Below are 14,225 nucleotides of genomic sequence, written 5' to 3'. Positions count from 1 at the left end.
CGTAACCGCTCGGGCCGCGATGAGCACATCCTCCTGCTCGTCGGCGATCTGAACGGTCACATTGCCTTTGAGCGCGACGACAAGTGTGTCGTGCTCATCGCGGCGGGCGGACGGATGGCTAGCCGCGGAGGGAGTGGTCGCGCAGCGTCGGGTCGAGGGGGTCGTCGCGCTGGGGCCGACGGCGGGTGAACAGGTCCCACTCCATCTTGAGGTTGGCGAGCTGCTCGCGCAGCAGGCCGCGGACCCACTTCGGGCCGCGGCGACGGCGGATGGTGCGGTCGGGCACGCCGACCGCGTCGATGTCGAGCTCGCGGCAGATCGCGATGATGCGCGGCAGGTGGTAGTCCTGCGAGATGACGGTCAGCTCCGTCAGCCCGAACGTGTCGCGGGCCCGGATGCACGAGTCGTAGGTGTCGAACCCGGCGCCGTCCTCGAAGACCGCGGTGGCGGGCACCCCGTGCGCGACGAGGTAGTCCTTCATGACCTTCGGCTCGTCGAAGGAGCGGGGCAGACCGTCGCCCGTGACGAGGACGGCGTTGATCTTGCCGCGGGCGTACAGCTCGACGGCGACGTCGAGCCGGGCGGCGAGAAAGGTCGACGGGAACGTCGGGTAGGCGCGGGCACCCAGCACCATGCCGACGCCTCGGTGCGGGACGTCCTGAGGCAGGTGCGTGCGACCGGCGGACAGCCACCGGACACGCGCGGCGCTGGCCGCCACCGGGAGCGCGCCCAGCAGGGCGAGCGTCCCGGCGGCGGTCAGCAGTCGGCGATCAGGCACGCGTCTCCAGGTACCAGCTCACCAGCGAGCGCGTCGACGGGTCCTGCCGGGACAGGGCCTCGGCGTCACCGAACACGGCAGGGGCGATCTCGAGCGCGAGCTTCTTGCCCAGCTCGACGCCCCACTGGTCGAAGGAGTCGATGCCCCACACGATGCCCTGCACGAACGTGATGTGCTCGTACAGCGCGATCAGCTGCCCGACGACCGACGGGGTCAGTTCGGCGGCCATGATCGACGTGGTGGGGCGGTTGCCCTTGAAAACACGCGCGGGGACGATCGCCTCGGGCGTGCCCTCGGCACGGACCTCGTCGGCCGTCTTGCCGAACGCCAGCGCGGCTGTCTGCGCGAAGAAGTTCGCCAGGAACAGGCCGTGCACGTCGGTTTCCCCGTCCTTGACCGGGTGCGCGGGGTTCGCGACGGCGATGAAGTCGGCCGGGATGAGGCGCGTGCCCTGGTGGATCAGCTGGTAGAACGCGTGCTGGCCGTTGGTGCCGGGCTCGCCCCAGAAGATCTCGCCGGTCTGGCTCGTGACGGGCGTACCGTCGGCGCGCACGGACTTGCCGTTGGACTCCATGGTCAGCTGCTGCAGGTAGGCCGGGAAGCGGTGCAGGTACTGGGCGTAGGGCAGCACCGCGTGGCTGTGCGCGTCGAAGAAGTTGACGTACCAGACGTTCAGCAGACCCATCAGCAGCGGAACGTTGCGCTCGGCGGGCGTGGTCCGGAAATGCTCGTCGACGGCGTGGAAGCCGCCGAGGAAGTCGCGGAAGCCGTCCGGGCCGATCGCGATGGCCACGGACAGGCCGACGGCGGAGTCGACGGAGTAGCGGCCGCCGACCCAGTTCCAGAAGCCGAACGCGTTGACGGGGTCGATGCCGAACTCGGCGACCTTGTCCAGGGCTGTGGAGACGGCGACGAAGTGCTTGGCGATCGCGCCGCGGCGGGCCTCGTCGGTGTCTGCGATCTCGCCGTCGGCGGCGAGTGCGCGCAGTAGCCAGTCGCGGGCCATCCGGGCGTTGGTCAGCGTCTCGAGCGTGGTGAAGGTCTTGGACGCGACGATGAACAGCGTGGTGCTGGGGTCGAGGTCCGCGAGGGTCTCGGCGCAGTCGGCGGGGTCGATGTTGGAGATGAAGCGGCAGGTCAGTCCCTGCTGCTTGTACGGGAGCAGCGCCTCGTAGACCATCACGGGGCCGAGGTCGGAGCCGCCGATGCCGATGTTGACGACGGTCTCGATGCGCTTGCCCGAGACGCCCTTCCACTCGCCGGAGCGGACCCTGTCCGCGAAGGCGAACATCTTGTCGAGCACCTCGTGGACGTCGGTGACGACGTTTCGGCCGTCGACGACGAGCTCAGCGTCGGCGGGCAGCCGCAGCGCGGTGTGCAGCACCGAGCGGTCCTCGGTGACGTTGATGCGCTCGCCGCTGAACATTGCCTCACGTCGGGCGGGGAGCTCGACCTGATCGGCGAGGCGCAGGAGCGCCTGGACGACATCTGTGTCGATGAGGTTCTTCGAGAGATCGATGTGCAGGTCGGCAAGGTCGAAGGTGAACTTCTCGGCCCGGGACGGGTCGGCGGTGAACCATGCGCGCAGGTCGGGGACGAGGGCGTCCTTCAGCGTGCGCAGGTCTTCCCACGCCTCGGTGGTGGTGGCGTCAACCGGAGTAGTCATGGGGCCAGCCTAGTATTTCGCCCCGGGCGCTTCCTACGACGGGTGCGGCATCAGGAGCCGATGCTGATGTGCACGTGGTCGTAGTGGTTAGCGGACGTGCTGCCCCGGTCCGACATCGACCGCCAACCGTCGGCGGCGCGTTGGGTTGTCCAGATCTTCTGCTGGTAGATGACCTCGACGATGCCGAGCTCGCCGGCGTTGTCCCTGGCCCACTCCGCGAGCTCCCACCCGGCCGACCCGCTGATCATCGCGTCGATCGCCTGCCCGGAGCCGTGGTAGCCGGAGTCGCCCGCCCGGTACCCACCGAAGCTCGTGACGGCAGGGAACCGTGCGCAGACGGCGCGCAGCACACCGTCCGCGGCCGTCGTCAGGTTGGCCTCGAGGCCGTTCGCCTTGGAGCAGGTCGCGGTGGAGAAGCCTGACTCCGTCGGCTCGTCCGCCGTGAGGTAGCTGGCCTTGATCCACCCGGACTCGCCGTCGAACTTCACCTGGCGCCAGCCGTCGACCTTCCACTCAGTGCTCTTCACGTCCTCGCCCGCACCGAGGGTCCCGACGGAGTCGTAGTCCGTGCCGGGCCCGGTGCGCACGTTGACGGCGGTCTCGGCGTAGAGGGTGCGGGCCGTGTCGGCCAACTCGTCGTAGTCGGGCGCCTTCTCCTTGGTCTTCTTCTCCTTGGGCTTCTCCGTCGTGGCGGAGGATTCGGTCGACGCGCTGCTCTTCTGCGCGGCCTCGGCGGCGGCGGGCAGGGGGCTGGGCGAGGGGCTGGAGCTCTCGAGCGCGGTGCGGGGCAGGGAACGAGAGGTGCCGAGCGGCCCGGAGAAGGCGGCGACCCGCACCGGGTCTGTCCGATCGACTGTCTCGCCGTCGGCGGGAAGGGTCATGAGCCCGCCGACCAGCGCAGTCACCGTCGCGACGGCCAGGGGCGCCAGCACGAGCCTGAGCGATGGGCCGGCGACGCGCCCAGAGCCCCTCCGCGGGGCGATGGCATGCTCGGCCGTCGACACCTCGACGATGTCGTCGTCGAGCGCCGCTCGCCTGGCTCCCGTCATGCCCACCTCCCTGAGAGTTTCTTAAGTTTCCTCAGGATAGGCGAAAACACCCGTCTCCCCAACCCCTCACCACCAGACTCTTCCCGCCACGCGATTCACTGCGAGGAAAAACGACGCTGGCGACGGGTGCCGTCGCGCGATCAGCTAGCCTTTCAGCCGAATTGCTCACAACCACGGGAGAACGAGATACCGGATGCACGCGACGAGATGGGCCTCGGTCACCTGCCTGGCATCCCTGTTCCTCCTTCCCATGGTCCCCGCGACGGCCACCGGCGACGGCATGTACGCCGCTCCGGTCGCCATCGGCCTGCCTGCCGACGACGTGACCGTCAGCCCGACCCCCACGGCCTCCGACGCCACCCCCACGGTCGAGGCATCGGAGGAGCCGACTCCCGAGGCCGTCCCGCCCACCCTGACCGCGAGCGGTCCTGGGAAGGCCGGGAACGGGGAGGTGGTCCCCATCTCCGGCACCCTGACGCAGGACGGAGCGGCAGTCCCGAACTGCGGGATCAACGTGAGTGACGCCAACGGTGACGTAGCCGACTCCTTCACGGTGACCGATGCGGACGGCCGGTTCACCACGATGTATGCGGTGCCGGAGGACCAGGGCGACGGCTCGCTCACGCTGACGCTGATCTCAGAGACCCCCACCGAGGCGACCACGAGCGTGTCGCTGACGGTCAAGCACACCGAGATCAGCACCGCGTCCCCGTCAGCTGACGAGGTGGAGTCCGAGGAGGCGGACGTCGCGCCGCCCGAGGAGACGGACGCCGGGCAGAGCGTCGCGGCCATCGCCACGCCCGCCGTGGAGCCCACCAGCAGCTCGGACAGACCTGGCCTCGGCGTGTGGACGTGGTTCATCGGGGCGCTCGTCGGGCTCGGCGGAATCGCCGCGGCGTCGACCGCCTTCCTGATCTACCGGGATCGCAGGGCGCGGGCCGACGAGGACCTGGAGACCGGCAGCTTCCTCGATGACGACGAGGAGTCCCTCGGCCTCCTCGACTCGGAATCTGCCCCCTCCGCCCAGAGCCCCGGCGAGGCGGCCACTGCGCCAGGGGTGAGGTCCGCCGTCGCTCAGGAGCCGCCGCGTCCGTCCCGCGGGCTCCCAGCCGACGGGGACGCTCCTCAGCCGCCTACCGCGGGTCGACGAGGCGTCTGAGGCCGCGTCAGGAGGCGGCCGCGTCGGCCTCGGCATGCCGCGCCTGCACGGCGACGAACGCGCCACAGCGCTCACGCAGTTTGGACAGTGACCCGCCCTGGTAGGCGTCGCCCAGCAGGGCCGAGTCAACGCACACCGCCGGCGCTCCGGCGGCCAGCCACTCCCCCGCGGCGTACGCCCCGACCCCGCCCATCGGTATCACCGCGGTAGCGAGGCCGACCTCGGCCAGGCGGGAGGCGAGCGAGTGGCCGACCACGTCAGCCGGCCAGAGCACCGCGCCGGCCACCGGCAGCCGCAGAACAGCGCGGATCTCCGTGGCCGTCATCGCCGACGCCCAGATCTCAGCGCCGACGCGGGTCGCCTCGTCCACCAGCTCGCCCGGCGCGTCGTCAGCGAGCAGCCGGGTGATCCCCGCCTCGACGGCGTGGCGTACGTCGTCCGCGGTGGCGATCCTCGTCGCCCAGAACGTCGCCCTCGCCCCGAAGACCCGGACGAGGTCGGCAAGGGCATCCGAGCCGATCGGCACCCCGAACGAATGAAAGCCCTCCTGGATCAGGACCTCCACCACCGCCATGTGGTCGTCGAGCAGCGCGTCCGGCAGGCAGGGGATCAGCGGGCGTCGGGGCGGCAGGTTCATGGAGTCCATCTTGCCGGATCTCCCAGACGCGGCAGTGCCCCGGCCTGGCAGGCCGGGGCACTCGACGACGGGTTACGAGGCGCGCCTGAGGGCGGACGCCTTCAGGATCTCGAACTCGTCGGGGGTGATGACGCCCGAGTCGAGCAGCTGCTTCGCCTCGGAGATCTCCCCGGCGACCGTCGTGCCGGTCACCTGGCGGATGTAGTCGTCGGTCTCGCGCCTGGTCTCGTGTGCCCGCTCTGCGGTGCGCTCGGCCATGCCGGGGCTCCGGGCGATGAGGTAGATCAGCGCGGTGAGGAATGGCAGGAAGACCAGGAGGATCAGCCACAGGGCCTTGAAGATTCCCTTGAGGCTGCGATCCCGGACGAGGTCGGTGATGATCGCGAAAAGCGCCATCAGGTAGGCGATGAATACGAACGCGAGCAGGAACCACCAGATCGCATTCCAGATCGCCGACCAGAAATCGGGCATTTTCAGCCCTTCGTCCCCTCGGGCTTCTTTTCCCTGAGCATGATCCCGGGGAGCAGCCAGGTGGCGAGAGCCGTGACAATCCAGACGATGAAGGTGCCGAGAGCCCACGTGCCGAACCCGTCGATGCTGAGGCCGCCGGGCAGGAGGCTGGTGATGAGCAGCGAGATGAAGGTCGTGACCAGGCCGACGCCGCCGATCAGGGCGCTGGCATACTTCCTCGTCAAGCGGACGACGAGCGGGGCAAGCAGGCTCTGCAGGATCGCGAAGACGATGACGGCGAGGATCAGCCCACCCGTCGAGAGATGGAACCCCGGCAGCAGGAGCTTCGCGGCGAGCAGGCCGAGGAGCGAACTGAGGATCCACACGAGTGCGCGGATGAGGAAACGAGTCATTTCCGACCTTCCTTTCATTGGCTCGAAATCCGGGGAGCGGGCGAATGCCTCGACCCGATCCGCAGGCGTCGATATCTTGTCGTCAGACTAGCAGCGCGGCCGTTTATGGGACCAGAGAGTATGGTTGAGAGTCGCCTGAGATTCCTGGCGCTCGCCGGCCCATCCCCCTCCGAGGCTCTCAGGGGTTTCGCGCGCAATAGGGCGCGGGGACGACCGGCCCGGGGGACGACCCGTCGGGCGGCTGCGAGGATCGGGCAACCACGGGAGGCGGGGGCGGTCGGCCCGTAGACTGGCCGCGTGTTCGACGTGATCGCCGGGCTCCCGGCCCATCCGCTGATTGTCCACCTGCCCGTCGTGCTGCTGCCCCTGGCGGCGGCGGGGCTCATCATCCTGGCCGCGATCAGGTCATGGCGGCCTCGCTTCGCGATGGCCGTCCTGGCGATCCTGGCCTTCGGTACCGCGGGCGCCGTCCTGGCCGTGGTCTCAGGCAACGCGTTCGCCGAGCACGTCGGCCGCCCCAACGCCCACGCGTCCGCGGGCACGAACCTGGTGATCGGCGCGGTCGCGCTGCTGCTCGTCGGTGGCGCGTGGCTGATCTGGGTGCGCTCGGGCGAGTCGACGCGGGCGAAGGACGTCGTCGGCTGGGCCGTCGCCGTCGTCTCCGCGGTGGTCGTCGCGCTGACGGTGATCGCGGGGCACTCGGGGGCGTCCGCGGCGTGGTCGGGCGCGATCGACGCCTCTCCGTCCGCCTCGGCCGAGCCCACACCGTCGGCCACGGTGAGCACGACCGAGGCGACCGAAACGGCCTCGTCCGAGACCGCCTCCGCAGAGCCCACCGAGACCAGCGCCGAACCGACGGTGACCTCCCCCGAACCGGCCGAGACCACCAGTTCGGCGAGCGGCTACACCATGGCCGACGTCGAGGCCCACAACACGATGGACAGCTGCTGGGCCGCGATCGAGGGCAACGTCTACGACCTGACGGACTGGATCAGCCAGCACCCAGGCGGCGCGAGCCACATCGTCGCACTGTGCGGGACCAACGGCACGTCCGCCTTCGAGGGCCAGCACAGTGGTGACTCCCGTCCGGCAGACGAGCTGGAGTCGTTCCTCCTCGGCCCCCTGGTCGGCTGAGCGGAGGTCTGATGTGCATCGAAGAGTGGTGGCCGAAGCTACGTCCCCAGTCGCGCCAGTACCTGATCGGCAACAACGGTGATGCCCTACCGGCCGGTCTGGTGGAGGAGATCTCCCGGCTCGGCGGAGGCGTCGCCACCGACGGCTGGTGGGTGGAGAAGGACGAGGGCCCGACCGGGTTCTACCTGTCCGATGCCGAGATGGACTGGATCGAGGCGGTTGCCAACGGCGAGAGCCCTCCGCCCCCCAGAGGCCGCAGACAACGAGCGACCCTGACAGGCTCCACGCCCGCCGCCGGCCCTACTGCGTGAGGCCAGCCGCCTCCCTGCTCTCGCTGCCTCCGATCGGCTCGGGAACGGCCCACGCGACGGACCCGGGCACCAGTTTCAGTCCGGTCACGGTTCGTGGGACAGTTCTGCGCGCTCCCAGTCTGCGGTCTCGGCCGCGTGTGACTCCACGTCCGAATGGCTGGAAGCACGGATCGCTGACTTCAGGGCCTGCAGCCGCAGGCGTCGATCCTCGGCGTCCGCGAGGTGCGCCAGGTGCGCTCCAAGCGTGAGCCCGCCTCGCGCCGCCTGAGCCTTGAGCCGGTCTCGAAGTTCATCGCTGACCTTGATGGTCGTAGTCATACCAGGAGTACGCCGAGAGCGCGGACCCACAGCCGACGCACTGCGGGTCCTCGCCCGCAGGCCGAATCCGCGGTGGCGCGGTGAGCGAGCTCGATGCGGGACAAACCAAGATGAGACTTGGAACGCGTTTCACGTCGGGAGGAAGCGTGGGCGAGAAGGAACGAAGAAACCCTCGGCCCAGAGGGCCGAGGGTTTTTGCATTGTGCGCGCGAGAGGAGTTGAACCTCCACGTCCCAAGGGACACTGGCACCTGAAGCCAGCGCGTCTGCCATTCCGCCACGCGCGCATCGGGCCTTGCGACCCGAGGTGAAACACTAGCATCGACTCACCTGCCGTGACAAAACGCGCAACTCTCTGCGTCGGCACCCCATACCCTCTCCTCGCTCCACAGTCGTCGGCCCCGGACCGCGCACAACTGTGGTCTGGCCACCAGCACGCGCCGTATAGCCGCGCGCCTCGGCTCTGGCCACTTTTGTGCACGGGGCCGGCAGTTGCCGGGGCCAGACGGAAGCCACCGCACACCGGAAGATGGAACAAGCGCGCGGCCGGAAGCAGTAGCCAGCGCGAGACCGGCAGCGCCTGCGAGGCCGACAGAAGGAGCAAGGCGACGTGCTGAGGAGGACTGCACGCCGCGGGACATGGCCCCGCTCCTGGCGGGACGGTAGTTTCTCCCTCATGCGCGTCGCCTTCATCTCGTTGCACACCTCGCCGGCCGAACGGCCGGGTACCGCCGACGCCGGCGGCATGAACGTGCTGATCCGCGCGCTCGCGCGGGCACTGCAGGCGGGAGGCGACGACGTCGAGTTCTTCACGCGGCGGTCGCGTCCCGAGCAGCCCGACACGGCGACGCTCGACGACGGGCTGGTCGTGCACCACATCGACGCAGGCCCGGCGCGGCCGCTACCCAAGAGCGAGATCGACCAGTACATCGACGAGTTCCGCGACAACCTCGGCTCGCTCGACGCGTTCGACGTCGTGCACTCGCACCACTGGATGTCCGGCGTCGCGGCGCTGCCGCTCGCGCGAGCGGCAGGCATCCCGCACGTCATGACGTTCCACTCGGTCGCGGCGCACCCCAACTCCCCGCTGCGCGACGGGGAGCCTCCGGAGTCGCCCGCCCGCCTCACCGGCGAGGTCACCTGCGCGACGCAGTCCGACCTGATCATCGCCGTGTCACGCTACGAGGCCGCGGTGGTCATCGGCCGCTGTCAGGCGGACCCGGCGCGCGTGAGCGTCGTCTGGCCGGGCGTCGACACGGACCTCTTCCGCCCCGCCGCCCCGGACGAAGCATGGACGCCGGCCCCGTCCGTGCGCCCGGGATACCTGCTCTACGCGGCGCGCCTCCAGCCGCTCAAGGCCCCCGACCTGGCCATCCGCACGCTGGCCGCACTCCCAGAGGCGGAGCGCCCCGACCTCGTGGTCGTCGGCGAGGTGTCCGCCGATTTCGCCGACTACGAGGCGGAGATTCACCGTCTCGTCACCGACCTCGCGCTCGACGACCGCGTGATCTTCCTGCCCGGCCAGGACCGCGAGTCTCTCGCGCGCCTCATGCGGCATTCCTCGGTGATGCTGGTCCCGTCGCACTCGGAGACCTTCGGCCTGGTCGCGCTCGAGGCATCCTCGTCGGGCGTCCCGGTCCTGGCTGCCGCCGCGGGCGGCCTGACCGAGGCCATCTGCAACACCCACACCGGAATCCTGGTCCCGTCGCACGATCCGCAGGACTGGGCCGACGCGCTGCTCCCCCTCCTCCGCGACGACGAGCTGCGCCTCCGGATCGGTGCGACGGGGCGTCAGCGGGCGGAACAGATGTCCTGGGCGCACGTCGCCGGGCGCACCCGCGACGCCTACCGGCGCGCGATCGCATCCGGTCCGATCAGACACATCGCCTTCCTGCACGCCCACCCCGACGACGAGACCCTCGCCTCGGGAGCCCTGATCGCCCACCTGGTCGATGCCGGGTTCGACGTCTCGGTGCTGACGGCGACCCGCGGCGAGTTCGGCGAGGTGGTCCCCGGCCCGCTCTCGCACCTGGCGGGCACACCGGCGCTCGAATACCGCCGCGAGGCCGAGCTGGCCGGCGCGCTGACCTCGCTCGGCGTGCGGGGCCACGCCTACCTCGGCATCCCGCCCGCCCGCGCCACCGACGAGCCACGGCGCTACCTCGACTCCGGCATGATCTGGCTCCGTCCCGGAGTCGCGGGCCCCGCCCCCGACTCCGACGATGCGTCGCTCTGCCGCTCCGACGAGGCGGAGGAGGTCGCCGACGCGGTGGCCTACCTGAGGCACTGCGGCGCCGACCTGGTCGTCAGCTACGACGACGATGGAGGCTACGGACACCCCGACCACGTGAGGATGCACGACGTGGCGAAGGCCGCCGCCGACGAGCTCGGGCTCCCCTTCGCCGCTCTCACCACCGACCGCGACAAGGCGACCCGCTGGTTCGACCTGACGGGCTACCTTCCACGCGTCGCGTCCGCGCTGCGGAACCACCGCACTCAGCTGACGGTGCACGACGACGGCGCGACGATCACCCACTCCGGGGGCCAGACCGAACCCATCGTCACGTCGACCGGCCTGGTCGGACAGGTCCCCCACCTGCCCTGACAAGCGCCGCGACGGCGCGGGTATGGTGACGACATGCGCCTGATCCTGATCCGCCACGGCCAGACCGACGCCAACGTACGCCGCCAGCTCGACACGGCCTACCCCGGCCTGCCCCTCAACGAGACCGGGCACGCGCAGGCGAAGGCGCTCGTCGACGCTATCTCGCACGAGCGGATCGACGCGATCTACTGCTCCACCCTGACCCGCGCCCAACAGACAGCGGCCCCGCTCGCCGCTGCCCGCGGCCTCGACGCCGTGATCGTGGAGGGCATCCAGGAGATCGCGGCCGGCGTCGAGGAGATGAACACCGACTGGGGCCCCTACGTCGACATGCTGATGTCGTGGTCGCCCACGAACCTCGACGTCGGCCTGGACGGCGGCGAGACCGCCCGCCAGTTCATCACCCGGTTCACCAACGCGATCGCGGCGATGGAACAGGCGGGAGACGAGCACGTCGCGCTCGTCAGCCACGGCGCGGCACTGCGGGTCTGGGCCCTCACGCAGGACCCCACCATCAGCCACGAGATCGCCATGCCGCTCGAGAACACCAAGTGGATCGTGTTGAACGGCAGCACCGAGGACGGCTGGCGCATCGAGCGCTGGGGCGACCACGCCCTGACCCACCCCGAGCGCTGACGCTCGGCGAAGGGCGGTCCCTGCCACCTTCTTCCTGGGGCAGTGTCGCGCCATCCCAGGCGCCAACGATATGCACCGACGCCAACGGTATTCGCGCGAATATCGTTGGCGTCGGTGCATATCGTTGGCGTCTGGGGAGTTTCGTTGGCGTCTACTCGCCCGCCTGACCGACGTCAGCTCCAGGGGCGCACCGCGCGGTACGCCGCGACGACCTCCGTCGCATGCTCGGCGACAGGCAGCTCCTCGACGGGGAGCGCCCAGACGGGGGCCTCCTTCTCCCCCGACGCCGCCCAGGCGGCCTGGCGCGCCGCGCCCAGCGCGACGTACTCGCCGGCGGCGGGCATCGCGACGGGGACCGGGAACAGCGTCGCGGAAGCGGCCTGCACCGCCGGCGATGCGGCGGCGCCGCCGGTCAGCAACACCCGCCCGGCCTGGCCGCCCGCATCGGTGAGGCACCCGAGAGCGTCGACGAGCGAGCACACGATGCCCTCGACGGCGGCGCGGGCGAGGTTCTCCCGCGTCATGCTCGTCAGCGTGGCGCCGTGGATGGAGGCGGTCGCGTCCGGCAGATTGGGCGTCCGCTCCCCCTCCATGTAGGGCACGAAGACGAGGCCGTCCGCGCCGGGAGCCGCGGCCAGGGCCAGGTCGGAGAGCGCGGAGTGGTCGACGCCGAGCAGGCGCGCGGTCGCGTCGAGGACGCGGGCCCCGTTGAGCGTGCAGACCAGCGGCAGGAAGCGGCCGGTGGCGTCGGCGAACCCGGAGACGAGCCCCGAGGCGTCGCGGCTGGGGGTGTCGGAGACGCCGCACACGACGCCGGAGGTGCCGATCGACACCACGACGTCGCCCGCGGTCAGGCCCATCCCGAGCGCGGAGCCGGCGTTGTCGCCCATCCCGGCGCCGAGCTGCACCGACTGCCCGGCGAGCGTCCCTGAGCCGACGACCTCGCCGGGCGCGGCGACGCGCGGCAGGACGATCCGTCCGGCGGCAGCCTCGTCGATTCGCAGCGCGGCGGCCAGGATGTCGCGGCGGTAATCGCCGGAGACGGGGTCGAAGTAGCCGGTGCCCGACGCGTCGGACCGGTCGGTGACAAGGTCCTCGATGCGGCCGGTGCCGAGCAGCTTCCACGTCAGCCAGTCGTGCGGAAGCACGACCGCGGCGATGCGGGCGGCATTGGCGGGCTCATGGTCGGCGACCCAGCGCAGCTTGGTGACCGTGTACGAGGCGACGGGCACGGAGCCGACGGCCTCGGCCCACCACGCGGCGCCGGCGCCTGCGTCGCCGCCCCCGAAGTCCGCGATGAGGTCGACGGCGGCCTGCGCGGAGCGGGTGTCGTTCCACAGCAGCGCGTCGCGGATGACCTCCCCGTCGGCATCGAGCAGCACCATTCCGTGCTGCTGCCCTGCGACGGCAGCCGCGACGACGTCCCCCAGGTCCACCTGACCCGCGGCCTCCTGCAGAGCCTCCCACCACGCGGCGGGGGCTACCTCGGTGCCCTCGGGGTGCGACGCGCGGCCCGAGGCCACGATCGCACCGGTCGCCGGGTCGACGACGATGACCTTGCACGACTGCGTCGACGAATCGATGCCCGCCACCAGAGACATGGGAACTCCTCACTGAGTTTTTGTTGTGTCGCAATCCTAATGCATTGCACGCCGTCGGCGAACGGCGCCACGCCCTTCCACGACTGCACACCTACACTCGATGCATGAGCAAGCTCTCCGTCTTCGTCAAGACCGCGGGCGGCATCGTCGCCACCACGACGACGCTCCTGGCCCTGCTCCGAGACAACCCTCAGATCTCGCAGGCCATCGACGGCGCCGTCGCCAAGCTCAAAGAGACGGCGAACTCGGAGAACCCACGGCTGCGGCTCGACGCGAAGATCAAGGCCATCGAGGTCGCCGCCGACGCGGTTGAGGCCTCCTTTCCCGACGCACGTGAGCCTGCCGGCTGGCGTCGCCAGGCCTCCGCGCTGAGGCTCCGTCTCGACCTCGCCTGGACGGCGAACACCGGCACCGCGCGCAAGAAGGCCCTGAAGGCACTGACAGCCGAGACCCTCGAGGTCCTCTCCGAGGTCAACGCCCGCCTCATCGAACTGCAGGGCCAACACCCGGCGGACCCGACGATCGAGCCGTGACCGACCCCGCTCCGCTGATCCTGCGGGGCCAGCGTTTCGACGCGGCCCGCCCCGCCGTGATGGGCATCATCAACCGCACGCCCGACTCCTTCTACGCACCGGCCCGGCACGCGAGCGTCGACAGTGCCGTCGCCCGGGCCGCCGCAATGGTCGCCGAAGGGGTCAGCATCGTCGACGTCGGCGGCGTACGCGCAGGCCAGGAGGGCGAGTGGGTCGACGCGGCCGTGGAGATCGACCGCGTCCGCCCCCTGCTGACCGCACTGCGCCGCGAACACCCCAAGCTGCTGACGTCGTTGGACACCTGGCGCGCCGAGGTCGCCGACGCCTGCTCCGGCCTGATCGACCTGGTCAACGACACCTGGCAGGGCGCCGACCCCGAACTGCTCGGCGTCGCGGCCCGCGACGGCGCCGGATACGTCGTGTCCCACACCGGTGGCCTCCCGCCCCGCACCGACCCTGTCGGCGTCGCCTACGACGACGGGGTCGTGGCCGACGTGCTGCGCGTCCTCGCCCAGGGCGCCGGCCGGGCGGAGGCCGCAGGGCTTGCCCCGTCGCAGATCCTCGTCGATCCGACCCTCGACTTCGGCAAGACCACCCTGCACTCGCTGTCCCTGGTCGCCGCGACAGGCCGGATCGTCGACCTCGGCTACCCGGTGCTGCAGGCCATCAGCCGCAAGGATTTCGTCGGCGAGACCCTCGACCTGCCCGCCGACGAGCGCCTCGAGGGCACCCTGGCGGCCACGGCGATCGCGGCCTGGCAGGGCGCGACGGTGTTCCGAGCCCACGACGTGCGGGCGACCCGTCGAGTGCTGGACATGGTCGCCAGCATCCGCGGTGACCGCCCGCCCGCACTGGCGCTCCGCGGCCGCTGAACGCCCGACCGAAGCCACTCACAACCTGCTGCACGAATGCGCCACAACCGCACACCCGGCGTGT

Annotated in this window: 15 protein-coding genes and 1 tRNA gene; 7 read left to right on the top strand and 9 right to left on the bottom strand. The window is 70.6% G+C overall.

The window, feature by feature from the left end; all coding sequences use genetic code 11:
- Nucleotides 1–118: 118 nt before the first annotated feature.
- The 3 genes from QH948_RS01800 to QH948_RS01790 are packed head-to-tail and all read right to left on the bottom strand — an operon-like array spanning nucleotide 119 to nucleotide 3,493.
- Nucleotides 119–778, bottom strand: coding sequence for a SanA/YdcF family protein (locus tag QH948_RS01800; RefSeq protein ID WP_281145260.1), 660 nt, complete (start codon nucleotides 776–778; stop codon nucleotides 119–121).
- Nucleotides 771–2,444, bottom strand: a complete 1,674-nt coding sequence (pgi, locus tag QH948_RS01795) for a glucose-6-phosphate isomerase (RefSeq protein ID WP_281145259.1) — start codon at nucleotides 2,442–2,444, stop codon at nucleotides 771–773. The genes QH948_RS01800 and pgi overlap by 8 nt, the downstream gene beginning before the upstream one ends.
- Nucleotides 2,445–2,494: 50 nt before the next feature.
- Nucleotides 2,495–3,493 carry an SH3 domain-containing protein gene (locus tag QH948_RS01790; protein ID WP_281145258.1) on the bottom strand — a complete coding sequence of 333 codons (999 nt, stop codon included), beginning with the start codon at nucleotides 3,491–3,493 and terminating at the stop codon, nucleotides 2,495–2,497.
- Between the two features lie 193 nt (nucleotides 3,494–3,686).
- Here QH948_RS01790 and QH948_RS01785 point away from each other — a divergent pair, with 193 nt between their 5' ends.
- Complete coding sequence (locus QH948_RS01785) at nucleotides 3,687–4,652, top strand: hypothetical protein (RefSeq protein ID WP_281145257.1); 966 nt, start codon at nucleotides 3,687–3,689, stop codon at nucleotides 4,650–4,652.
- Between the two features lie 7 nt (nucleotides 4,653–4,659).
- On the opposite strand, the gene QH948_RS01780 is transcribed toward QH948_RS01785, so the two are convergent.
- From QH948_RS01780 to QH948_RS01770, 3 genes are all read right to left on the bottom strand, one after another.
- Complete coding sequence (locus QH948_RS01780; RefSeq protein ID WP_281145256.1) at nucleotides 4,660–5,289, bottom strand: beta/alpha barrel domain-containing protein; 630 nt, start codon at nucleotides 5,287–5,289, stop codon at nucleotides 4,660–4,662.
- Nucleotides 5,290–5,361: 72 nt separating this feature from the next.
- The gene (locus QH948_RS01775) at nucleotides 5,362–5,760 is read right to left on the bottom strand and encodes an SHOCT domain-containing protein (RefSeq protein ID WP_281145255.1); all 399 of its coding nucleotides are present in this window, start codon (nucleotides 5,758–5,760) and stop codon (nucleotides 5,362–5,364) included.
- Between the two features lie 2 nt (nucleotides 5,761–5,762).
- On the bottom strand, nucleotides 5,763–6,152 hold the full coding sequence (locus tag QH948_RS01770) for a phage holin family protein (RefSeq protein WP_281145254.1): 390 nt from the start codon (nucleotides 6,150–6,152) through the stop codon (nucleotides 5,763–5,765).
- 297 nt (nucleotides 6,153–6,449) lie between these two features.
- On the opposite strand from QH948_RS01770, the gene QH948_RS01765 reads away from it, so the two are divergent.
- Together QH948_RS01765 and QH948_RS01760 are read left to right on the top strand one after the other, a co-directional pair.
- Complete coding sequence (locus QH948_RS01765) at nucleotides 6,450–7,286, top strand: cytochrome b5 domain-containing protein (protein WP_281145253.1); 837 nt, start codon at nucleotides 6,450–6,452, stop codon at nucleotides 7,284–7,286.
- A gap of 11 nt (nucleotides 7,287–7,297) precedes the next feature.
- Nucleotides 7,298–7,597, top strand: a complete 300-nt coding sequence (locus tag QH948_RS01760) for a hypothetical protein (protein ID WP_281145252.1) — start codon at nucleotides 7,298–7,300, stop codon at nucleotides 7,595–7,597.
- 84 nt (nucleotides 7,598–7,681) lie between these two features.
- Here the strand turns inward: QH948_RS01760 and QH948_RS01755 are convergent, their stop codons facing one another.
- Both QH948_RS01755 and QH948_RS01750 read right to left on the bottom strand, forming a co-directional pair.
- Nucleotides 7,682–7,915 carry a ribbon-helix-helix protein gene (locus QH948_RS01755; RefSeq protein WP_281145251.1) on the bottom strand — a complete coding sequence of 78 codons (234 nt, stop codon included), beginning with the start codon at nucleotides 7,913–7,915 and terminating at the stop codon, nucleotides 7,682–7,684.
- A 203-nt stretch (nucleotides 7,916–8,118) separates the two neighbouring features.
- Nucleotides 8,119–8,201, bottom strand: a tRNA-Leu gene (locus QH948_RS01750).
- A gap of 389 nt (nucleotides 8,202–8,590) precedes the next feature.
- On the opposite strand from QH948_RS01750, the gene QH948_RS01745 reads away from it, so the two are divergent.
- Nucleotides 8,591–10,519, top strand: a complete 1,929-nt coding sequence (locus tag QH948_RS01745) for a glycosyltransferase (RefSeq protein ID WP_281145250.1) — start codon at nucleotides 8,591–8,593, stop codon at nucleotides 10,517–10,519.
- Nucleotides 10,520–10,552: 33 nt separating this feature from the next.
- Nucleotides 10,553–11,155 carry a histidine phosphatase family protein gene (locus QH948_RS01740; RefSeq protein ID WP_281145249.1) on the top strand — a complete coding sequence of 201 codons (603 nt, stop codon included), beginning with the start codon at nucleotides 10,553–10,555 and terminating at the stop codon, nucleotides 11,153–11,155.
- 173 nt (nucleotides 11,156–11,328) lie between these two features.
- Here QH948_RS01740 and QH948_RS01735 read toward each other — a convergent pair whose 3' ends face one another.
- Nucleotides 11,329–12,756, bottom strand: coding sequence for a xylulokinase (locus QH948_RS01735; RefSeq protein ID WP_281145248.1), 1,428 nt, complete (start codon nucleotides 12,754–12,756; stop codon nucleotides 11,329–11,331).
- 104 nt (nucleotides 12,757–12,860) lie between these two features.
- Between QH948_RS01735 and QH948_RS01730 the strand changes: the two genes are divergently transcribed.
- Together QH948_RS01730 and folP are read left to right on the top strand one after the other, a co-directional pair.
- On the top strand, nucleotides 12,861–13,289 hold the full coding sequence (locus tag QH948_RS01730) for a hypothetical protein (RefSeq protein WP_281145247.1): 429 nt from the start codon (nucleotides 12,861–12,863) through the stop codon (nucleotides 13,287–13,289).
- On the top strand, nucleotides 13,286–14,161 hold the full coding sequence (folP, locus tag QH948_RS01725; RefSeq protein WP_281145246.1) for a dihydropteroate synthase: 876 nt from the start codon (nucleotides 13,286–13,288) through the stop codon (nucleotides 14,159–14,161). Before QH948_RS01730 ends, folP begins: the two co-directional genes overlap by 4 nt.
- Nucleotides 14,162–14,225 lie beyond the last annotated feature (64 nt).

Source organism: Tessaracoccus lacteus, assembly GCF_029917005.1.
In the GTDB taxonomy this organism is placed as follows: Bacteria; Actinomycetota; Actinomycetes; order Propionibacteriales; family Propionibacteriaceae; genus Arachnia; species Arachnia lactea.
The sequence above is the reverse complement of the archived record's forward strand: the minus strand, read 5'-3'. Positions and strand labels throughout refer to the sequence as shown.

Excerpts from the sequence above, each read along its gene's own strand:
- pgi (WP_281145259.1), bottom strand. The coding sequence starts at position 2,444 with ATGACTACTCCGGTTGACGCCACCACCACCGAGGCGTGGGAAGACCTG.
- QH948_RS01790 (WP_281145258.1), bottom strand. The coding sequence starts at position 3,493 with ATGACGGGAGCCAGGCGAGCGGCGCTCGACGACGACATCGTCGAGGTG.
- QH948_RS01785 (WP_281145257.1), top strand. The coding sequence starts at position 3,687 with ATGCACGCGACGAGATGGGCCTCGGTCACCTGCCTGGCATCCCTGTTC.
- QH948_RS01780 (WP_281145256.1), bottom strand. The coding sequence starts at position 5,289 with ATGAACCTGCCGCCCCGACGCCCGCTGATCCCCTGCCTGCCGGACGCG.
- QH948_RS01775 (WP_281145255.1), bottom strand. The coding sequence starts at position 5,760 with ATGCCCGATTTCTGGTCGGCGATCTGGAATGCGATCTGGTGGTTCCTG.
- QH948_RS01770 (WP_281145254.1), bottom strand. The coding sequence starts at position 6,152 with ATGACTCGTTTCCTCATCCGCGCACTCGTGTGGATCCTCAGTTCGCTC.
- QH948_RS01760 (WP_281145252.1), top strand. The coding sequence starts at position 7,298 with ATGTGCATCGAAGAGTGGTGGCCGAAGCTACGTCCCCAGTCGCGCCAG.
- QH948_RS01755 (WP_281145251.1), bottom strand. The coding sequence starts at position 7,915 with ATGACTACGACCATCAAGGTCAGCGATGAACTTCGAGACCGGCTCAAG.
- QH948_RS01745 (WP_281145250.1), top strand. The coding sequence starts at position 8,591 with ATGCGCGTCGCCTTCATCTCGTTGCACACCTCGCCGGCCGAACGGCCG.
- QH948_RS01740 (WP_281145249.1), top strand. The coding sequence starts at position 10,553 with ATGCGCCTGATCCTGATCCGCCACGGCCAGACCGACGCCAACGTACGC.
- QH948_RS01735 (WP_281145248.1), bottom strand. The coding sequence starts at position 12,756 with ATGTCTCTGGTGGCGGGCATCGATTCGTCGACGCAGTCGTGCAAGGTC.
- QH948_RS01730 (WP_281145247.1), top strand. The coding sequence starts at position 12,861 with ATGAGCAAGCTCTCCGTCTTCGTCAAGACCGCGGGCGGCATCGTCGCC.